Origin of the sequence: Psychrobacter sp. DD43, assembly GCF_904846555.1 — a bacterium.
Taxonomy (GTDB): Bacteria; Pseudomonadota; Gammaproteobacteria; order Pseudomonadales; family Moraxellaceae; genus Psychrobacter; species Psychrobacter cryohalolentis.
On record NZ_CAJHBE010000001.1, the window covers coordinates 253661 to 274473 of the forward strand.

General features: G+C 41.3%; 17 protein-coding genes. 7 read left to right on the top strand and 10 right to left on the bottom strand.

All coding sequences use genetic code 11. From position 1 onward, the window contains the following. Nucleotides 1–79 precede the first annotated feature (79 nt). The 9 genes from JMX89_RS01090 to JMX89_RS01130 all read right to left on the bottom strand — a co-directional run bounded on the left by JMX89_RS01090 (nucleotide 80) and on the right by JMX89_RS01130 (nucleotide 11834). Nucleotides 80–3166: a histidine kinase gene (locus tag JMX89_RS01090; RefSeq protein ID WP_201550522.1), complete on the bottom strand. Its 3087-nt coding sequence runs from the start codon at nucleotides 3164–3166 to the stop codon at nucleotides 80–82. A 49-nt stretch (nucleotides 3167–3215) separates the two neighbouring features. Further along, a complete protein-coding gene (locus JMX89_RS01095; RefSeq protein ID WP_201550524.1) occupies nucleotides 3216–3416 on the bottom strand; it encodes a hypothetical protein in 201 nt (66 codons plus the stop codon). Nucleotides 3417–3445: 29 nt separating this feature from the next. Beyond that, nucleotides 3446–4333: an N-acetylmuramoyl-L-alanine amidase gene (locus JMX89_RS01100; RefSeq protein WP_201550526.1), complete on the bottom strand. Its 888-nt coding sequence runs from the start codon at nucleotides 4331–4333 to the stop codon at nucleotides 3446–3448. After that, the gene (locus JMX89_RS01105; protein ID WP_201550529.1) at nucleotides 4327–5580 is read right to left on the bottom strand and encodes a hypothetical protein; all 1254 of its coding nucleotides are present in this window, start codon (nucleotides 5578–5580) and stop codon (nucleotides 4327–4329) included. Before JMX89_RS01105 ends, JMX89_RS01100 begins: the two co-directional genes overlap by 7 nt. 60 nt (nucleotides 5581–5640) lie before the next feature. Further along, nucleotides 5641–6303 carry an MOSC domain-containing protein gene (locus tag JMX89_RS01110; RefSeq protein ID WP_201550546.1) on the bottom strand — a complete coding sequence of 221 codons (663 nt, stop codon included), beginning with the start codon at nucleotides 6301–6303 and terminating at the stop codon, nucleotides 5641–5643. 359 nt (nucleotides 6304–6662) lie between these two features. Next, nucleotides 6663–7076: a ribosome silencing factor gene (rsfS, locus tag JMX89_RS01115; protein WP_201550532.1), complete on the bottom strand. Its 414-nt coding sequence runs from the start codon at nucleotides 7074–7076 to the stop codon at nucleotides 6663–6665. A 153-nt stretch (nucleotides 7077–7229) separates the two neighbouring features. After that, entirely contained in the window at nucleotides 7230–8138 is a 909-nt protein-coding gene (locus tag JMX89_RS01120; protein ID WP_201550534.1) for a nicotinate-nicotinamide nucleotide adenylyltransferase, read from the bottom strand. A 196-nt stretch (nucleotides 8139–8334) separates the two neighbouring features. Beyond that, nucleotides 8335–10491 (bottom strand): phosphate acetyltransferase, encoded by a 2157-nt coding sequence (gene pta / locus JMX89_RS01125; protein WP_201550536.1) that lies wholly within the window; start codon nucleotides 10489–10491, stop codon nucleotides 8335–8337. A 110-nt stretch (nucleotides 10492–10601) separates the two neighbouring features. Then, nucleotides 10602–11834 (bottom strand): acetate/propionate family kinase, encoded by a 1233-nt coding sequence (locus tag JMX89_RS01130; RefSeq protein ID WP_201550538.1) that lies wholly within the window; start codon nucleotides 11832–11834, stop codon nucleotides 10602–10604. Between the two features lie 601 nt (nucleotides 11835–12435). Here JMX89_RS01130 and lptM point away from each other — a divergent pair. From lptM to JMX89_RS01150, 4 genes are all read left to right on the top strand, one after another. Continuing rightward, a complete protein-coding gene (gene lptM / locus JMX89_RS01135; RefSeq protein ID WP_149492448.1) occupies nucleotides 12436–12747 on the top strand; it encodes an LPS translocon maturation chaperone LptM in 312 nt (103 codons plus the stop codon). Between the two features lie 109 nt (nucleotides 12748–12856). After that, nucleotides 12857–14188, top strand: a complete 1332-nt coding sequence (gene lysA, locus JMX89_RS01140; RefSeq protein ID WP_201550540.1) for a diaminopimelate decarboxylase — start codon at nucleotides 12857–12859, stop codon at nucleotides 14186–14188. A gap of 200 nt (nucleotides 14189–14388) precedes the next feature. Beyond that, the gene (dapF, locus tag JMX89_RS01145) at nucleotides 14389–15276 is read left to right on the top strand and encodes a diaminopimelate epimerase (RefSeq protein ID WP_020442583.1); all 888 of its coding nucleotides are present in this window, start codon (nucleotides 14389–14391) and stop codon (nucleotides 15274–15276) included. 57 nt (nucleotides 15277–15333) lie between these two features. Then, a complete protein-coding gene (locus JMX89_RS01150) occupies nucleotides 15334–16383 on the top strand; it encodes a tyrosine recombinase XerC (RefSeq protein ID WP_201550542.1) in 1050 nt (349 codons plus the stop codon). 75 nt (nucleotides 16384–16458) lie between these two features. Here JMX89_RS01150 and JMX89_RS01155 read toward each other — a convergent pair whose 3' ends face one another. Beyond that, a complete protein-coding gene (locus JMX89_RS01155; protein WP_201530495.1) occupies nucleotides 16459–17355 on the bottom strand; it encodes a carbon-nitrogen hydrolase family protein in 897 nt (298 codons plus the stop codon). Nucleotides 17356–17678: 323 nt separating this feature from the next. On the opposite strand from JMX89_RS01155, the gene rpoN reads away from it, so the two are divergent. From rpoN to JMX89_RS01170, 3 genes are all read left to right on the top strand, one after another. Then, complete coding sequence (gene rpoN / locus JMX89_RS01160; protein ID WP_201530494.1) at nucleotides 17679–19391, top strand: RNA polymerase factor sigma-54; 1713 nt, start codon at nucleotides 17679–17681, stop codon at nucleotides 19389–19391. Between the two features lie 402 nt (nucleotides 19392–19793). Beyond that, nucleotides 19794–20162, top strand: coding sequence for a ribosome hibernation-promoting factor, HPF/YfiA family (gene hpf, locus JMX89_RS01165; RefSeq protein WP_201530493.1), 369 nt, complete (start codon nucleotides 19794–19796; stop codon nucleotides 20160–20162). A gap of 245 nt (nucleotides 20163–20407) precedes the next feature. Beyond that, on the top strand, nucleotides 20408–20813 hold a 406-nt coding region (locus tag JMX89_RS01170; protein ID WP_201550544.1), incomplete at its 3' end, for an IS1595 family transposase.

The following is a 20813-nucleotide window of genomic DNA, read 5'->3' on the forward strand; positions in this document are numbered from 1 at the left end:
TCGGCTCACCTTTTTTGTGTTTGGGTGTCTATGGTAGGTGTGAATCTTGTGACACCCAACAGTTTTTAGTTTCTTGGTACTAAAAATCATTATTACTAAAGAATTTATCCCATTTAGGGCACTCTCTTGTCAGTTTCTTCACATAACCTATTAGGCTTTTATATTTCATTTCAATATCTGATATTGATACATCAGTATTTATAGCTTTATTTTTAACAAATTTGCACAGCAATTTTAAGTCATGAAATATTATTTCATTAGATTTAAAGTAGAAAGGAAATATTATTCCTCTTTGTTCGTAGAATTTGTGTAGAGCATATGAGTAATGCTCAGGAATCATGATTTCGAGATCTTTAAAGTTATGAAACAAATGATAGTCATCATAATTTGGTCTTATATAAATTGTATCCTCTTTAGATAGCTTATCAAATTCTTTTATCTCATCAATAAATTTATAATCTTTAGCTAGATAGATTTGATCTGAATTTTCTACAATCGAGCTTGTAGTGATAGGAGAAAAAATAGCAACATTATCATCATCTACCCATAGCGCATTTTTTATTTTTATTCTTTCAAAACACTCTGGCTTACAAAACAACAATGTATCATTATTACCGTAGTTATCTAATTTTCCAGAAAAGTTAATTTTGTATATTAGAAAATTATTTTTGAGGAAATAGTCTAAGGTCCCTTTATAATATATATCGTTGATCTTATTGAAAGACTTTATGCTACTAAATACTTGCTCACGTTTGAGTAGTTCTATGAGCACACTTGATGGCTCAGGGTTTCCAAGTATAAATACCTCTTCTTTAAGAATATCACTAATGTATGTATTATCATCAAACTTTAGTTTCTCTATATCTTTTTTATCTATATCCTTATCATTTACTTCATTATTTATGATACTGAAGCCTAAGTCTTTATCATACTCGAAACCGTAGATAATTTTTCTCATATTATCTTGCGTGATATTCATGTTTTCAAATATATGTTTTACCTCGACTATCAAGTCGTCGAGTAGATCATAATTATTCCAATCGTTCCTAGAAATATTTAGAAATTCTTTAGCATTCCCATAAATATCTATGTAAACACTAGCATTTTTAAAAGAGTGAACAAGATAAACATTTTCCCTATAGATGGGTATCTCCTGTCCTCTAAAGGAATAGCTATAAGCGTACTCAAAGTTATTACTACATATAGTTTCTGGTACATATACCTGTATAGCAAAACTATAGTTTTTGTAATTGAACCAAGCTATATCGCTAATTGGTCTATAGTTTTCTTCTATATCATATACTTGGTCTAATATCTCGTTTGCTACATCTTTCTTCCATGAAATATCTATATCCTTAAAAGTTATTTCTGGAATAATGTTGATAAATATATTAGATAATGAATTTTTTAATTCAATTAATATAGAGTTAGCTTCTTTAGAAATATTGGTGACAATATCAGATGAAAAATTTAGTTCAGTTTTAACAAATAACTCTGTTCGAGTGCCATATGGGATATATTTACTATTTTGATCTAACTTACTAATAAAGCAATAGCCATTGTCTTTACTCAAAGGAGAGTTAAGTTTCACTTCAATAGATTCATTGCTAACTATACTTTTAGATATAAATCTCAGATGCTGATATTCTTCTGGGTTTTTCCTACTTAATAAAAATACGCTATGCATTCCTATACCGAAAGCTCCTGAAGGCTTCATCCATTGTGGCATGCCATTAATAATTTTCTTTTTTTCAATGTTTTTATCTGAACCTCCCATATATTGCATATATTTGAGATCTTTTAAACTAATACCGATACCAGAATCTTTAATACAAAGTTTCCAAATATTTTCGTAATTTTTCGTGGTTTCGATAAAATCTAGACTTACAATAATAGAGTGATTGTCAAAAATTTCACGAACTTCGCTATCATAAGGATTACCTTGTTCTAGTATTTTTCGCCTACTCTCATCATCTCTAGAGTCTATCCATACTCTTGTTAATGTAGCATCGATAGCATTTTGTATTAGTTCTCTTACAACATCATCTACACCATTATATAAATTGTTGCCTTGCAATAAATCAATTACATTCTTTTCATCCAACGCAAACTTCATAGGCTTCCCATCTAATAGTACCTTTGAATCATCCATTTCAACATCAAGTTTATTAATAGTCGGAAGCAAACCAAAATCACGACTAGGCACGATGTTTTTCCATTGTGACATTTGGTTTTGAATCTCTTCTTTGATCCAATCAAACCAGTTGCGACATTCAATATATGCCATCTCAGTACTACAAATAGCTGTTACGCTTACCGTTTCATTATCTAGCTGAAATTCTCGAATAGCTTGATGCTTATGTTTATGCGTTTCACTGAACGATGGCATATTACCAACTTGCCTAGCCATGACGGGGCAAAAGCGGTTGTCATCGATATCAAATAAGTCACCTAAACGTAGTAGGCATGCAACAAAACGAGGATGACAATCCTCCGTACCCATACCTGTTTGGCGAAAAGGTAGGTCCTCCATGACGTAGTTAAAACTTTTACCATGGGATAAACAGATTTGAGCGAGATATCGATAAATACGGTTTGGGAGTAATTCAGTACGTGGAGAGCTAATATTTAGCTTTTCAAATGGTTTTAAAACAACTCTTTCGGAGTTGGCAGGATGGTCACGACGATACCATTCGGCAACCATTTGACGATATTTTTCAACGCCTTTATATGGGTTATCATAATGAACAAGGGCAGCTTCCCAACCGTCGTTATGCCAAACCTTCGCAAACTCATGTAAGTCTTGAACATTGTTATTAGCAAGCTCTTCAACGTAATCTTTGAATTTCTCATTATTAACTACATCTTGAACTTCATCGGCATTAAATAGCATACCGATATCATGCCAGTAAGCTGCTTCCAATATTAACCAAGTATCTGTTGCTGTCAGCTTGTCAATATTGCTACCTAGCAGACGTTCGATATTGACAAGGATTTGCTGTGAGTGCGATTCATTGTGGCTACTGAAATGTGGGTAATAACTACCCACATTTTCAAGCGACTTACCGACGAGCTTTTCATCAAATTCCCATTGCGACATCAATATTTTAGTATTGCTGTCTTCATCAGTCTTCTTTCTTAGATGTTTGATTAAGCCTGCGCTCATGGTAAGTCCCTTTTATTTTTCCAAATTTGGTATTTTTTATTGTACAGACTTACTTTTTAACTTCTTTCCGAGCCTCAGCAATTAACTCATGAATCTTTGCACTCTCCTTTAGCACACAAGCCTCATACGCAGAGAGCGGCTCGGCTTCCTGCTCTTTTTCTTCCTCCTGTTTGGCTTTTCCTTCTAGATATTTCTGAAGCTCGTCTTGATCATTTTGATCATTTTGATCATTTGGTTGAGAGTTAATCATGGCTTATGTCTCCTAATATTTTTTATCCATTAATAAAAGTCATCACGACCAGCATACTTCTTATTGAGTGCCTTTAAAATAGCATAAGTTTCTAAATCCAGCTCGCCCGTTGGCTGCTGCGGACGGAAATGCAACTGAAAGGCATACACGACATTGCGACTGGCTTTATCCCATTCATCGCTGTCATTGATTTGATAACCGTAATCGCGAAACGCTTGCTTAATCTCGGGTATCGTTGCCACTGCAAACGCGTCTTGATTCATAAAGAATTGCTTATCAAATTCATCATACCAAGCGCCAATACCGTAATCGAAATACAGTCGCTGCCAAGGGAACTTGGCACCGGGGTCAATCTTACGCGACGGTGCCATATCGGCATGACCGATGATATTCTTTGCTGAGATATTATATCTTTTTGCCAAGTCTTGCACCAGCTGCGCCATTTTCTTAATCTGTAATTCATTAAATTCAACATAGTGCTCGTAAGGATGATAGTCGAGCGCGCCGTTTTTTAAGGCATCTCGATATTCAGGCTTAATGCCTGCATTTACAATCTCGATGCCGATAGAGGTATCGTTGAGTATCGTTCTACCTGCAAAGCCGCCCGCGCCAGCATGCCAAGCACGCTCGCTTTCGGGTACTAGGTTATAAATCTTATTATCGTTATTATCCAAGATCAAATAGTGGGCGCTTACATTTCCAGTGGTCAATGTTTTTATAGATCTGGCATTATCTGAAACGGTATAGTGCAGGACGATGGATTTAATCCGCTCGCTTTTACCAGTGGCTTGATAGGTTTCGCTATCAATAACGAAGGGTTCAGTATTCGCTATTTGGGTGTTATTAGTGGTCACGCAGCCAATTAATGAGAATATAAAGAAGGGAATAAGTGCAATCGAAGTAATATTCTTTACCATTTTCTTTTCTCGATGGCGTTTATAAGCTCATTGCCTAAACTGCGAGTGTTTTTCTGATTTCCATTACTATTACTAAGCTCAATATCGAACTGACTACAAAGCTCTCTTAAGATAGGTTTGGCAATTACTTCTGAACCGTCTTTATTTACAAGAATTGTTGAGTTTTCCAGTTGAATGATTTCATAATCATTAATTGGAACCCTTCTTTTTTCTGGGCTATTTATAGCTGAGACTTTTTCGATTTGATAACCGAATACTTCATTAGTAGTTTCAATCATATCTTCGATATTATCTTTACTCCATTGGCTCGATACGACATATTTAACGCCATCATTTGTTGTCAAAATATCATTGTCATATATGAAGTATCTGGCTCTACCTGTATCTTTTGCAGCTTTCCTAGCTGCTTCTAAACTTTCTATAATAGGTTGAGAATGAGGAATATTAACAAAATCATGGATTAAAGATTCGATGGGCTTGTTTGGGTTTTGATTAAGATGATGTTTAATAATCTCTAAGGCAAGTCTGCCTTTACCAAGTTCCATGTCATTAAAACGATATTTTGAATAATCTCGTGAGCTTTCTTTACGTGTATCTCGCTTCTCCTCCAACTTACGTCTTACCTTGATTTGATAATCTTCTGCCTCGGGCAAAGGGATGATCTGCTGAATATCAATCAGTATTTTCCCATTATCGTTATATGGCTGTATTTTCATACAGGTAATGTCTAAATTACGTTCATTTAACCAAATTACCGAAGTTGTTAATTCAACAGAAAAGTCTTGCGATACTAAAATCGTCTTAACGTCTTCTGCGAAACCTGACTCATCAATATTAACCTCAACAAAATATTCAATTGCATTCTTTGCTTCTTGTAAGGAGTAGCTAGGACAACCATTTTTTTGTTTATACCTATGAAAGACTTCTATAGCGTCCTCAAAAGTCATAGTAGAAATCATAGAGGCATAACGTAAAGCCTGCAGCTCCATATGGTCGCCTGTCTCAGTTCTTTTGAGCTCAATAACGACTAGATTTGCTTGTTTATCTATAGCCAATAAATCTATTCTCTTTCTTGAACCCTGCCAATCAGCAAACTCTTCCGCAATCACCAAACAGTTAGGAGCAATAATATCTATATTATTCTTAAAGACTTCCTGTAAATCATTTCGCTCAAAAATAGATTCAACGACAAAGTTAGTGGGCTTGATTGCTAAAAGTTGCTTATCTTCTAGGGCGTAAATACTCATACTAATACTCTCATTATTTGCTTTATGCTGGTGGTATATTGATATTAAAGCTTATAATATTTAATTTTTCTTAATCTTCTTCGCCAAAACCGTTTTCCAGCTCTCTTCCAAACACTCAATCGCAAGCCAAGGTTCAATAACTTCTGCGGCAAATTTCTCTTTTGAGCTTGATAACTGCCACAGTTTCTCAAGTGTCGCAAAAGGATAGGGGCGTTCGATAAGATAAACCGGTAAATTAGCGCTGATCATGCCATCACGAACGACTTGAAAATACCAACCAGCGATGCCTTGTTTGCTGACCCAAGACGCAATATTTGGCACTTTGGTAAATTGTCCGATTTGGTCATTGATTTTGTAGCACGGTCGGCGCGGTTGGACAATGCGTAATTGCACTCTGTCGCCACCATTCCCGTCAATGATTTCATCTTGACCATACTGAAAAACGTCACCAATACAAACCGTGGTTTCCGTCATTTCTAGCAAACCATTTACTGCTTCTGTAGTGAGGTTCTCACCCAATGTACCGACATGTACTTTCAAGCCAAACTCTGCATTAATCTTGTCATAAGTCGCCGTCGCTAGTTGATGTACCGCTTTTAGTGGACCACCATGATGACGTCTATCGGCTTGCTCATCAGTTGTGAGACCCATAAAGTTGACAGCAACGGGCGCGTTAATTGGTGCTTTATCAATGGCGCTCATTTCTTCACGGGTAAATGGCATGGCTTTGCCAGCACGGACGCAGGTTAGAGTCGCGATATGGAGCGGCAAGGTTTGGTTAAAGTCAGCAGTATTTTTTTGGCTAGAAGATGCTATCGTTTTTGAGTTTATAGGTTGCATGTTTATAGGTTCTAAGTTCGTAGGTTTTCCTAATCTATAGGGATTTATTAGGGGAGAGGTTATATCGATATTGGTATTAATAATGCGTATTATCTTAGCTTAATCATTCCTCTAATGGTAAGAATTCAGCCGTTTAAAATTTAACAGTATTTTGAATTTTATTAGCACAGTAAATTTTAGACAAAAAAAGACCAGAATAGATATCTGGTCTTTTTCTTAAGCAGCTTTGGCAATAAATAAAATTATTTATTTTTATTGCGACGACCGGCTGTTTTCTTTTCACGCGGCACGGCAACCAGCTCAGCCAATTGCTCAGGTGATGACCATAGACCTTCTAGGTCATAGAACTCACGGGCTTGTGGTGTCATCATATGGACGACGACCGCACCCAAATCTATCAACGTCCAGTCAGAATCGATACCGCCTTCACGACCCAGTGGCATAAAGCCACCTAGTTTGGCTTCAGCGCCGACGCTGTCAGCCATGGCACGTACATGGCGCTTTGAGGTACCGTCAGCGATAACGATGCGCTCCATTACGTCTGTCAATGCTGCTACATCCATTACGGTGATATTCTTAGCTTTCATATCGTCTAGCGCGGTTTCAACAAGGGTCAAGCATTCTTGCAAACGTTCGTCAGTCATGGTATTGGTCATAAATTTTAATCTCTTGAATCGTAAATATTAAAAATAAAATGATAAATCGTCACAGTGCATTCTCTAACGTGCCCCTGAACATATAGGTAGGTAGGCAGACGTTTTTTGAGGCAACATGATCAAAGTGGGCAAAGTTAAAAGTATAAGGCGATTTTAACGGAATTGAGCAGCAGAATATAGCTGATGGGCGATAATATATTGATAAACAGCAGGATTTAGCCATTTAGCTAATGAATTGGGTGCAGTATTGGCTATGATATCATTTATTGGTGCGATAGATGCAATTTGCATGTCAGCGCTGTGCGTTATATTTAATGATTGAGGCGCTTGCGGCAGTTGTTGATAAAGTTGCTGCCGTACTTGCGTGCTTGATACGGCTGCCACAGCGCGCGGGTCGATAAAAATATAACCTTGGTGGCTATTTTTTACGCCAAAACTGTTTGTTAAAGATTGAGGGTTAGCTGCTAATAACTGAAGCACTGAATCGACGATAAAAGGTTTTAGCAGTTTTGGAAGTTGGGATGTTAGAGAGTGCTGCAACTCATTCTTAAAGAAGTTTTTATCAGTATAGATATCAGTATCTATATCGCTATCAAAATTTTCTTCACGGTCAAACACCCATAGACTGACATAATCCGTAAGTTGCAGCCCATTTTTCCAGTGTTCTAAACTGCGCGCGCTGTCCATCCCCATGATAAATATCAGACTGTCATTTGGATAGCGGGCGCGTAATATCTGTACACTATCGATAGTATAGACAGGCGGTGCCTGCCAGAGCTCAAGCTCGTTAATGTACAAGGGCGAATCTTGCGTTGCCAGCTTTAACATCGCCAGACGATGTTTAGGGTTGGTGCTATCTTCTTTAAAAGGCGAGCGCGCATTGGGCAGCAACGATACATACAGCAGGCGCTGTTGCTGCTTTGCTATCGGCAATAAATGCTCATAAACATACATCGCCATTTGCAAATGACCGTTATGCACAGGATCAAATGAGCCACCCAAATAAGCACGGATGGCAGACTTAGTATTTTGGCTTTGATAACTGTTAGAAGTATTTGACATAAATGAGTGAGTAAAAACTAATGCAGATGGGCGTTGTAGTTGATTTATTTTAAATCGACTATAGCATGTGATTATTTACTTATCCCGATTATCGATTTTATTATATTTAATTATACTGTTTAAAAGCCATAGAAAAGCCGACCATCATTATGATAATCGGCTCAATAATACGTGTTTTGAATGAAGCTTTAAATGCTTAAATAACGTCGCTATGTGCTTGAATGGCAGTGAGGGCGATGGTATAGATAATATCATCGACCAAGGCACCACGTGACAAGTCATTGACTGGTTTATTTAAGCCTTGCAACATCGGTCCAACACTGACCACATTGGCGCTACGTTGTACTGCTTTATAAGTGGTGTTTCCCGTATTGAGGTCTGGGAAAATAAAGACGTTTGCTTGTCCAGCAACAGGCGAATCCGGCGCTTTTTGCTTGCCGACGCTCATAACAGAAGCCGCGTCATATTGTAGCGGTCCGTCGACTTTTAGATTCGGCGCACGTTCACGGACGATTTGGGTCGCACGGGCGACTTTTTCGACATCAGCGCCAGTGCCTGACGAGCCCGTAGAGTAGCTAATCATTGCCACTTTTGGATCGATGCCAAAGGCAGCAGCAGACTGCGCAGACTGAATGGCAATCTCAGCCAATTCTTCTGCATTTGGATCAGGATTAATGGCGCAGTCACCGTAGACAACCACTTGCTCAGGCAACAGCATAAAGAAGACTGACGATACAAGTGAATACTCCGGTGCCGTTTTAATCAACTGAAACGCTGGGCGGACAGTATTCGCCGTGGTATGAATCGCCCCAGAGACCAGACCATCAACTTCGTCCATCTGTAGCATGGTCGTACCTAAATAAACGGTATCTTGCAGATATTCAGCAGCCACTTCTGCGCTGGTTTTACCTTTGCGACGCTCGACTACAGCGGCGATATACTTGCTCATATCTAAGCTGTCAGGGTCGATGATTTCAAGCCCTTCAGGTAATACCAAATCGCGGTTTTTGGCGACTTGTTCAACATCAGCACGCTTAGCGAGTAGCACACAGTTGGCAATACCGCGGCTTTGACAGATACAGGCGGCTTCGACCGTACGCGGCTCAGAGCCTTCTGGCAGCACGATACGTTTTTTGGCGATTTGCGCTTTTTTGACCACTTGATGACGGAAAGCAGAAGGTGACAAGCGTGGCTCATGATTTTGGCTAAAATACGCTTTAATCCAGCTAAGATCTAGATGCGCCGCGACATAGCGCGCCACTTCTTCAGCGCGTTCAGTATCATCACTTGGAATCTCAGCACTCATGTGTAATAGACTCTGTACCGTCTCAAAGCTGTCATCTTCGACACTCATCACAGGAATACCAGTTTTGAGTGCAGATTGCCAAAGCTCAGCGACGGTTGGACTAGGGACAACGCCGCCAGTCAATACCAATCCTGCTAGCGGAATACCATTGATACAGGCAAGACCCGCCGCCAATAATAAATCGTCACGGTCGCCCGGCACCACGATAAGCGTACCACGTTTGAACACTTCATCGACACGTGCAATTGAGCGTGCGGTCAAGCTGATGCGATTGATACGGCGCGATTTTGCCTCACCAACGTTGAGCCAAGTACCATCAAGTTCAGCAGCGATATCCCACGTACGCGGCACGGATAATGAGTCACTAAATGGTACGACACCAATTAAGCGGAATTGTTCGGTATTAAAGTGCGGCGATAAGCGTTGTACTTCTTGTATAAAGCCGCTATCCAAGCTCACAATCGCTTCACCAGGGGCAACGATTTGATTTTCTAAGGTGCTTTGCGTATTCGGCAAGTCATGCATACGCATCAAGATACAGCCAAGCGTACGATCACTTGCCATACCACCAAATTCACGGGCATGGACATCAAGCTTATCTGCCAAATAGGCCGGATTACTGGTATCAGCGGTGCTAACAAAGATAATTCTGGCATCGAGTGCATGAGCAATCGCACGGTTGATCTGTGAGGCATAAGAAGTTTCAGTCGTCGGTACTAAGCCTTCGCAAATCACCACATCGTAATCATCACCAAGAGTATGGTAGTTAACAATCACCTCTTCCATCAAGTCATCAAGATTGTCATCGCCAATCATACGCTCTACATGTTGACGGCTGATCGATTTAGGGGGCTTTAGACCAAAGGCATGCATGGCTAATGCGCTTGAGCTGTCCAAGCTGTTTTGCTTATCCAGCGTATCGTCTTGTAAAAACGGCTTCATAAAACCCGCTTTGATACCGTTATAATCGAAAGCACGAATCAGCCCCAAAGCCGCTGACGTTACACCGATACCGCGACTGGTCGGCACAAGTAAAATAGTTTGCATAATGTATCCTACTGTTTATTATATTTTTAGAGAGATTGTTATCCTGGAGTGTATCAGAATCAGCTTGTGATTCTTATCGCAGGCATATGAGTCTTATTGTAGACCTGGTGTTATTTTAGACCCAAGGCTGCACGAGTTTCTTGTGCGATACGGCATTCTTCATCAGTTGGGACAACCCACAGCTCAATACTGCTATCGTCAGTATGGAAACTGCCTTCATTGCCACCGACCAAGCCAGCGTTCTTATCGGCATCTATTTTGATGCCAAAATGACGCATGACTTCCAAAATACGCGTCCGCGTGGTCACAGAGTTTTCGCCGATACCACCTGTGAAGACAATACCGGTAAAGTCAGGGAGCGCGCAGCTTAAGCTGGCAAGGTATTTACCAACACGATAGCAGAACATCTCGATAGCCAGCTTCGCGTCTTCATGACCTTCATTAGCCGCTTGCTCAATGGTACGCAAGTCATTCGATAAGCCTGAAATACCAAGTAAACCACTTTCGCTATTGAGCATTTTATCGATTTCTTCTAAGCTCATACCAAGTTGGCGCTTGAGATGAATATGTAAGCTTGGGTCAACATCACCACTACGCGTACCCATCATAAGACCTTCAAGCGGGGTTAGACCCATACTGGTATCAAGGCTTTTGCCGTCGTAGACAGCCGTTGCTGAACAGCCATTGCCCAAATGCGCAGTTAACCAACCATGTGGTCCTGTTGCGCTGGTAATGTGGCTGGCGCGTTCTGATACATAAGCATGCGAGGTACCATGGAAGCCATAACGACGAATTTTGTGTTCTGAGTAGAGTGCCTTTGGTAGCGGATAGCGGAAAGCAACGGGTGGCATGGTCTGGTGGAAGGCAGTATCAAATACCACCACTTGCGGAATATCAGGATAGATTGCTTGTACAGCTTCGATACCCAGTGCGTTTGCCGGATTGTGTAATGGGGCGAGGACTTTTAGACGTTTGACTTCTGCTAACACATGCGCATCGACACGCACCGCTTCTGAGTACTCACGACCGCCATGTACCACTCGATGCCCAACAGCAATAAAGTGATACTGCTCAAGTAGCTCAAGGATTTTCTGTAAGGCAAGTTCATGACGACCACCAGCGATTGCAATTTCTAACTTTTCACCATTTAATGTGGTGTGTTTAATACGGGCAGTATCGAGACCTAAGTTTTCGGCAAGACCTGTGATACGAGTGCCTTCATCCTCACTAATTAAGGCGTATTTGATTGAAGAGGAGCCGCAGTTCAATACTAAAGTAGGATTGGTCAGGGTCGATGCTTCAGAATGTTTGTCATCAAAAGTGGTGCTTACGCCAGCGCTCATACTCTATCCTTAGATTGTCTTTTATAAAAGGTGCCGCATCTTGACGATCACCTGTTGAATAAACGAAAACCAGCGATATTGGTGCTGGTATAGGTTGCACGGTTTGGAAACATAAACCATCATCGCGCTGATTTTCGTTATGCTTGAGCCATCACTATGTCTAACAGAGGTTCAATGTAAAGCAAACGCCTGCTAGCGTTGCCTTATAGCTACAAGGGTTGACTATAATGTATCATATTTTGGCAGTGACACCACGATAACTCTAAGGCTTTAATCAGCCAGTTCTCGATTGATGGTTACAGGTGTGCACCGAAGACAGTAAGGGCTTATTAGATAAAATAAGTAAAAATTTACCTTTATAAAAATTGTAAGTAAGTTTGTCTAGCTTTAGATCAATAACATTGTTTTATATTTATATTGGATTCTCTATCACTACATTTCAGCAAATTTACTACGCAAACATATTCTATAGGCGCACAGCTTTATAGAATAATGCTATGATTAAAAAATCTTCCTATTTTCCCTATTGCAGCCTTGGTTGTTTTCGCTGATAGTGATTTTTATCGCGTACACCGTTGCAAGATTACAGGTTATCTATCCTATGTTTACAACACGATATACCTCAAAACCCAAGCACTCTCAGACAGTGGGCAGCGCTATTCGCCATAGTACGTATAACATCATGCTTGGTACGTCGATCACGATAGCTTCAGCGGCATTGTTGGTTGGCTGCGGACAAAAAGGCGATTTATACCTTGTAGACGCTGGTAGTAAAGCAGTGCGAGATAGCACGGCAATATTAGATAGTGGCAGTAATCCACAAGATACCGCCTTTGCTAAGATTGACAGCGACCAGCAAAATACAGAGAATTTTCAGCTGCCTGAACCGAGTAACGATCCTAATGATTACTAATAAGTAATCATGGATTATGAATTATGAATTATTAAAATGTAAATGCTCAAACGATTTTTGAGCAAGCCCAATACTTTATTGTTACCTTGATTATATTAGAGATATTTATATGAGTCAGTCAGTCACGACCCAAACTGAGCAAGGCCTGTACATCAATCCTGAAGCCTTAACCGCCCATTTACCCGCTCTAGATTATCGCGACGGTGCACTGTATATGGAACAGGTCAACATTACCGAAGTGGCTAAACACTATGGTACACCATGTTATGTGTACTCAAAACAGGCGATTTTAGACGTATATCAAGCATACGCTGACAGTTTTGCCAGCTTAAATCACCAGATTTGCTATGCGGTAAAAGCAAACTCTAACCTTGCTGTACTTGGCGTATTGGCGCAAGCAGGCGCAGGGTTTGATATCGTTTCACGTGGCGAGCTAATGCGGGTATTGGCGGCAGGGGGTGCAGCTGCACGTGTGGTATTCTCAGGCGTCGGCAAAACCTATAGCGATATTGAATATGCGCTTAACCAAGGTATTGGTTGCTTTAATGTTGAGTCGATTAGCGAGCTGACTCTAATCAATGAAGTCGCCGCGCAGCTTGATAAATCAGCGCCGATATCACTACGTGTCAATCCTGATGTGGATGCCAAAACCCATCCGTATATTTCAACAGGTCTCAAAGACAATAAATTCGGTATTGCTCACGAGGATGCGCTGGTCGTTTATCAACAAGCCGCCAAATTGTCTCATATCGATATCGTCGGTATTGACTGTCATATCGGCTCGCAGTTGACTGAAGTTGCGCCATTCGTTGCGGCATTGGACAAAGTGATTGAGCTAGTACATAGCTTACGTAAAGCAGGTATTGAGCTGCGTCATATCGATTTGGGTGGTGGTCTGGGTGTGCGTTATATTGATGAGACGCCTGTTTCTATTGATGAATTTGCCAATGCGTTATTACCAAAACTTAGTGAGCTTGGCTTGACGGTATTCTTTGAGCCGGGTCGTAGTATCGTGGCAAATGCTGGGGTGTTATTGACCAAGGTTGACGTGCTCAAACCAACTGAGCATAAGAATTTTGCCATTGTTGACGCGGCAATGAACGACTTAATTCGCCCTGCTTTATATCAAGCAGAAATGGCAGTAATCCCAAACGTTTTACCTAGTAATGGTATTAATACAGAAAGTACTGAGCCATGGGATATCGTTGGTGCTATCTGTGAAACGGGTGATTTCTTAGCAAAAGATCGTTTGTTGTCGCTTTCGACAGGCGATATTCTCGCAATCACGGGTGCTGGTGCTTATGGCTTTACTATGAGTAGCAACTATAATTCACGCCCGCGAGCCAGTGAAGTCATGGTAGCTGATGATCGCCACCAGCTGATTCGCAAACGCGAAACCGTTGAAGCGCTATATGCAGACGAAGTATTGTGGCAAGGTTAACGGCTAAGCAGCATAAAGTATCTCAAAAATCTAACCCATTATCATAATGCTAGTGGGTTTTTTTATGGCAAATTTTGATCAAACACCTGAATAATAAGTGTGGAATATAACTTGGCATTTGATAACGGTGATAGTTATGATTGTAACTGACAGCGTGCTAATATAAGACATACATAAAAATAGGATAGGATATCAGGGATATGCTAATAGAATTTACTAAGATGCATGGGTTGGGCAATGACTTTATGGTCATCGATTTGGTGACTCAGCGTTTGGACTTGACCAAGGATTTGGTGCAGTTACTGGGTGATCGTCATTTAGGTATTGGTTTTGATCAGTTGCTCGTCGTTGAGCCGCCGATGCGCCCCGACGTCGATTTTAGTTACCGTATTTTTAATACTGATGGGTCAGAGGTTGAGCAATGCGGTAATGGCGCCCGCTGTTTTGCCCGTTTTGTGCAAGCGCGCAAGTTATCCTTTAAACAGCGTCTCCGTGTTGAGACGGCAAGCGGCATTATTTCGCTGACGACCGATCGTTATGGCTGGGTAGAGGTTGATATGGGCAAGCCCAAGTTTGAGCCAAGTGAGATTCCATTTACCCCAAGAGCCATCACCAAAATCCAAAATGCTTATCATCTGGACGTGAATGGTACGCCGGTGCAGCTTTATGTTGCCAATATGGGCAATCCGCATGCGGTGATAAAAGTTGACGATGTGCTTGATGCTGACGTTGAAACCTTGGGTAAAGCCATCGAATCGCATCCAGCGTTTCCAGAACGTGTCAATGTCGGTTTTATGCAAATAATGAATCAGCGTCATATTCGTCTGCGAGTGTACGAGCGCGGTGTCGGTGAGACGCAAGCCTGTGGTACGGGCGCTTGTGCAGCCGTTGCCATTGGTATACGCGAAGGCTGGCTTGACGAAGGCGAAGATGTGCGTGCTCAGCTCTATGGCGGCAGCATGGTAATTAAATGGCAGCCGGGCTATTCGGTCATGATGACCGGACCAACCGCATTTGTGTATGAAGGTGTCTTTAGTCCAGATGGCTTGATGGCACAAGCCGGTATCAAGCCCAATCCAGAAAGTTAATAGTAAAACATAAGTGACAGTTATTTTTACTGGATAAGTAATAGGGTTGTTTTCAATATGGTGATGTCTTATAAAAAATCTCAAGTGACAGACGCACGATCTGATAAACAATCCGTTTCACCGTCATGGCTATCAGCAGAATTGGCAATCACCATAGAAGCGGATGCCGCGTTAAGTGAATTATTAGCCCCTGTGCATCGTTGGCTAAATGTCTTATCTGTGCGCAATCACTCGCCGCATACATTGACGGCCTATTTTGCAGGCTTGAATCAACTGGCGTTATTCCTGCGAGGTAAATGCCTGACATGGACGCGTTGTGATAAGCGCCAATTAGCCCAGCATATCAGCCAACGCCTTGATGAAGACAAGCTAGCCCTTGCCAGCGTTCAGCAAGAGTTATCAGCTATTCGTCATTTTTATGGCTGGCTGATAGAAGAGGATTTGGCACGTATCAATCCAACTACAGGGTATCAGCTCAAGCGCAGCCCTAGACCATTACCCTCTATTGCTGATGTGGATTTATTGACGCAATTGCTCGACCAAGAAATCCCTGATACACCTGAACAAGCGCGATTATGGCTACGTGATAAGGCGATGTTTGAATTACTTTATAGCAGTGGTCTACGTGTCGGTGAGCTCGTCGCGCTAGATATAGTAGATGTCGACTTAGCTGATCTGCGCGTACGCGTGACCGGCAAAGGTAATAAGACACGCCTAGTACCTTTAGGAATAAAAGCGGCTGACGCCATTCGTCGTTATTTACCGCACCGCAATCTGTGGGTAGAGCAGATGGACAGTGCATTATTTATTAGTGAAAAATTGGGTACGCGTTTATCCACAAGGGCTGTGCAGCAGCGTCTCAAAGTTGCTGCTACTCGTGCTGGTATTGCTCAAAACATGTATCCGCATCTATTGCGCCATTGCTTTGCATCACATATGTTGTCAGGAAGTGGCGACTTGCGCGCTGTCCAAGAGATGCTCGGACACAGCGATATCAGTACCACGCAAATTTATACCCATGTCGATTTTGCTAAATTGACCCAAGTCTATGACCGCGCCCATCCCCGAGCCACTCACGCATCTAAAGACAGTGATTCAACCCTTTAGTTTTAAAAGTGTCTTTCATCGTAAACTTCTTTGATTGAAAAAACCTTTTATCAAGACGCTTTTATAAAAATTATTTTATGCCAAACGATGACAATCAAAGATAGGCATCTTTTGTCGTCCCTGATTTTGCGCTTGTCTATCTAACGTCGCTAAGACCAAAGCATAATTTTTATGGTCTTTATTCAAAGATGGGGTCAATTCGCTATCATTGTAGCTGCTCATTACAGTTCCATCATAAGCGCTAATCGTCGTATGTCCCCACGTCTGACGTGTATGACCGTCTCTGTACGCATGCTCACCGCCTTGTGCTGCTCCAATTACCATACATTGACTGTCTAAAGCTCGTGCTTGCAGTAAGAGCGACCAATGGGCTTGTCCTGTTAGATACGTAAAAGCAGAGGGCGCACTTAATAGTTCTGCGCCTGCTTGCCGCAGACGCTGCGCCAATGCAGGAAAGCGTAGATCAAAGCAAACCATCATACCGAGCTGATAAACATCATCATTTACTTCGAGCGCTGCCACGACCGTCTGCGTACCTGGCTCAAACGTCGCCGCTTCGTTATAACTGCCTTGCTTATCGGCGACGGTCGCGGTGAATAAGTGAATCTTGTCATAGCGCGCCACTTGTGTACCATCCGGCGCAAACAATAGGCTTACTTGGCGCAATCTACCATCAGGCACAATCATGCCGTCAGGGCGATATGGGCAGGGCAGAGAGCCCGCTAGTACGTATATACCATATGTACGTGCATACTCTGCTATCGTCGCTGACAGCGCATCGAACTGCTCTGCTGTCGCAAACTGTCTACCCATGCTACAGCAGTTTTCTGGTAGTACGACAAGCTGCGCGCCTTGTGCACGAGCATCCATAATAGCGGATTTTATATCCGACAGATTGTCTTCAATGCTTTGCTGGCTATTCATTTGGATAGCAGCAACGGTCAGCTGTATGTTATTTATATGTTCATTCATAGCAGGCTTCTCAATATTGTTAATGTTATATATCTCTTATAAAACGTTTTCAGGTTTGTCATTATTAATGGTTTATTTGAACCTTACTCCGCAAATCATTCTATGCAACTATGCACAGGTATAAATTTTTATTAAAGTATTCTTTAGAAGCTACCAGAAAGCTACGGACAGAGGTTTGTCATTCACTTATCTGGCAAGGGCATAAATTATCATAGCAAAATTGTCGCAAAAAATGCTATCGTCATGTCCTGTTGAGGGTAAACCGCTCACTAATCAGCATTACAAAGACAATATTACCAAGACTGGAGTGTAATAAACTGCCCATGAGTATGTCGTTCGGATTGGCGACCACGCTAAGCACCTCACAAAAACTGACCCCGCAAATGCAGCAAGCTATTAAATTGCTGCAGCTCTCTAGTCTTGAGCTTGCGCAGGAGGTTCAAGCGAAGCTGGACAGTAATCCATTACTAGAACGCATCGAAAACGATGAAGATGAGTACGAAAGTATGGATAAAGACGTATTAGATGAGTTTGGCGAGCCACTAACGTTAGACAGTTGGAATCAGAGTACTGCTTCTGATACGTTTTCTATATCTCCTTCATCAAATAATGAAGATGGATTTGACTATGATGACAGTACTAGCGATAGCTTTACTAATGATAGTCTAGATAAATTGCAGCAAGACGGCTTTGATACGGATGCCATTGACAGTCATACGCTTGAAGACTTTGAAGGCTCAAACTATGAAAGCTCAAACTATGATAGCCCTAATGCAGATTATGACGGTTTTAACACCGCCAGTACTGGTTCAGGCAGCATATCAGCGCGTCCAGATTCTGAGGACTTTGATCGCTATGAGGGCAGTACCAATGCGACGATTCAAGACCATGTGCGTTGGCAGCTGAATTTTAAACGTCTCTCAGAGACAGATACTCTTATCGCTGAGTATTTGATGGATTCTATGGATGACATGGGTTTTGTACGGCTCGATATAGAAGAGTTGCTACAGAGCTTTGATACTATTGCAAGCTTTTATCAGTGGAATGAGCACGTTGAGCAGGATGAAGTAATGGCAGTACTGCGCATGATTCAATCCTGTGATCCACTGGGGGTCGGCGCACGAAATCTAAGTGAATGCTTAGCGATTCAGCTATCTAAGCTCGATACTGACACGCCTTATCTAAAACAAGCCCAAGCGCTCTTATCTGCCAGTGAGCATCTGGTCAGTAATAATATTAAAGCCTTAACTGAGCGCACAGGACTTGCGGCACAGGAGATTACCCCTGCGCTTACGCTGTTGCGTACTTTAAATCCTTCACCAGGATTGCTATTTCAAAGCCGCCAACCGGATTATACTCAGTCGCCCGACAGCTATGATATCCCTGATGTATTGGTGACGCCTATCCGTCGCCATGATGCTCATCAAAACACCACCACATCTACTCAAGAAGATGGCTGGCAGGTACGTCTAAACCCTGAAACCTTGCCAAAACTGCGAGTCAACCAAGAATATGCCAATCTTGTTAAGCGCGGCGATAATAGCCCTGATAATCAATATCTGCGTGAAAATCTCACCGATGCGCGCTTGTTTATTCGCAGTATCGAAGAGCGTAATCAGAACCTTTTAAAGGTCGCCACTAGCATCGTGCGCTACCAGCAATCTTTTTTGCAGTATGGCGCCACTGCTATGCAACCGCTTATTTTAAAGGTGATTGCAGACGAAGTCGATTTACATGAATCAACGGTCTCGCGCCTGACCACTAGCAAGACCATTTTGACACCGCAAGGACTGTTTTCGCTCAAGCATTTCTTTTCATCACATGTTAGCAGCAGCGATGGCGATATCTCATCAACTGCTATCAGCGCGATGATTAAGCAGCTTATCGCTGATGAAGAGCCCAAAAAGCCATTGTCTGATAGTAAGATAAAAGATTATTTGTTGGCAGAAGGTATCGATATTGCCAGAAGAACAGTCGCCAAATATCGTGAAGCAATGAATATTGGCTCATCTACACAGCGCAAACAAAAATATTAATGGTCTGAATTCAATAACTTATCTAAAGAGTCGATCAATAATCAAAATATTTTGTAGATAATATAAAAAATAAAATTTTTTGATTATATAGAAACATTAAAGAAACAACCGATTTTATTACATTTACTTACAATATAAAGCCTTGCTACTAGCAGGTTTTCATGACAAATTAGAGTCATACCAACAACAAAATCAAAGTGTCGATTTAGCAAATTTATGTAGTCAGTCATTAGGGATGAGATAAAAAAGACGATAAAAGGATACGTCGATATTTTATTAAAAGCACTGCTATTAAAGGCGTTGAGGATAAAGATACAAGATTATTTTGTGGTAAGGCAGGATGATAAGAGCAGCGATGCGACCTCATCTGTTGATTGTAAGTACTAATAAGAGGACAATAATATGAATGTTTCTATCAGTGGTCACCATATCAGTATTACCGATGCCATGGACACCGCAGTTCGCGAAAAACTTGAAAAAGTCGAGCGTCACTTTGATCAGATTCAAAGTATTCAAGTGATTCTATCGCTAGATAACAGCGGTGCTAAAAAGAGCCATAAGGCTGAAGCTATCATGCGAGTCTCGGGTAAAGAGATGTTTGTCCAAGCTCTTGATGATGATATGTATAAAGCCATAAATGAGATGGCAGACAAACTTGATAGACAAGTACGCAAGTATAAAACAAAAATGGAGAGCAAAAAAACACAGGGTGTAGGGCGTGATGCTCGCTATGAAGATTTGATGACGGCTGAAGCTGAGCCTGCAGTTTAGTGATAGCTTGCTGTGTCATAAAACTTTAATCATTATTAGCCAATAAATAAATGCGTAAATAGCAAGGTTATTAAATTGAACAGTATTCCTGAGTAATTTGAATACGTGACATGCTCAAAAATGAGCAATTTAGCAAGCCTAAGACGCTAAGTAAAAAAAAGACCTCAAACGCATAATCGTTGAGGTCTTTTTTATAATAAATTTTGGGGCTGTCCTAGATAAGTAAAATAATCTAGGATAGCCATATGAGAAAGAGTAGATTAGGTTGGTACAAACAAACCAGACTCATTAAACTATTTGTTGCTGGTTCTACCGCAAGAACAGCAGCAAGCCTAGTGGGTGTTAATAAAACAACATCTAGCTATTACTTTCATCGTCTTAGACTACTGATTTATGAAAACAGTCAGGAACCTGGTCTTCTAGAAGGCGAAATAGAAGTTGATGAGAGCTACTTTGGCGGCAGACGCAAAGGCAAACGTGGTCGCGGTGCTGGTAACAAAGTTCCTGTTTTCGGACTGCTTAAGCGCAATGGTAGCGTCTACGCTTGTATTATTCCTAATGCCAGAGCTGAGACCTTAATCCCTATTATAAGAGAGAAAGTAAAGCCTGATAGCATTGTCTATACTGACTCATTCAGAAGTTATAACGCCC

What these genes read in the sequence shown, in the direction of transcription:
- JMX89_RS01105 (WP_201550529.1), bottom strand. Translation starts at nt 5,580, where the DNA reads ATGAGTATTTACGCCCTAGAAGATAAGCAACTTTTAGCAATCAAGCCC.
- JMX89_RS01155 (WP_201530495.1), bottom strand. Translation starts at nt 17,355, where the DNA reads ATGAATGAACATATAAATAACATACAGCTGACCGTTGCTGCTATCCAA.
- rpoN (WP_201530494.1), top strand. Translation starts at nt 17,679, where the DNA reads ATGAGTATGTCGTTCGGATTGGCGACCACGCTAAGCACCTCACAAAAA.
- JMX89_RS01100 (WP_201550526.1), bottom strand. Translation starts at nt 4,333, where the DNA reads ATGGTAAAGAATATTACTTCGATTGCACTTATTCCCTTCTTTATATTC.
- JMX89_RS01095 (WP_201550524.1), bottom strand. Translation starts at nt 3,416, where the DNA reads ATGATTAACTCTCAACCAAATGATCAAAATGATCAAAATGATCAAGAC.
- lysA (WP_201550540.1), top strand. Translation starts at nt 12,857, where the DNA reads ATGAGTCAGTCAGTCACGACCCAAACTGAGCAAGGCCTGTACATCAAT.
- hpf (WP_201530493.1), top strand. Translation starts at nt 19,794, where the DNA reads ATGAATGTTTCTATCAGTGGTCACCATATCAGTATTACCGATGCCATG.
- JMX89_RS01110 (WP_201550546.1), bottom strand. Translation starts at nt 6,303, where the DNA reads ATGCCATTTACCCGTGAAGAAATGAGCGCCATTGATAAAGCACCAATT.
- JMX89_RS01120 (WP_201550534.1), bottom strand. Translation starts at nt 8,138, where the DNA reads ATGTCAAATACTTCTAACAGTTATCAAAGCCAAAATACTAAGTCTGCC.
- JMX89_RS01130 (WP_201550538.1), bottom strand. Translation starts at nt 11,834, where the DNA reads ATGAGCGCTGGCGTAAGCACCACTTTTGATGACAAACATTCTGAAGCA.
- lptM (WP_149492448.1), top strand. Translation starts at nt 12,436, where the DNA reads ATGTTTACAACACGATATACCTCAAAACCCAAGCACTCTCAGACAGTG.
- JMX89_RS01150 (WP_201550542.1), top strand. Translation starts at nt 15,334, where the DNA reads ATGGTGATGTCTTATAAAAAATCTCAAGTGACAGACGCACGATCTGAT.
- pta (WP_201550536.1), bottom strand. Translation starts at nt 10,491, where the DNA reads ATGCAAACTATTTTACTTGTGCCGACCAGTCGCGGTATCGGTGTAACG.
- dapF (WP_020442583.1), top strand. Translation starts at nt 14,389, where the DNA reads ATGCTAATAGAATTTACTAAGATGCATGGGTTGGGCAATGACTTTATG.
- JMX89_RS01090 (WP_201550522.1), bottom strand. Translation starts at nt 3,166, where the DNA reads ATGAGCGCAGGCTTAATCAAACATCTAAGAAAGAAGACTGATGAAGAC.
- rsfS (WP_201550532.1), bottom strand. Translation starts at nt 7,076, where the DNA reads ATGACCAATACCATGACTGACGAACGTTTGCAAGAATGCTTGACCCTT.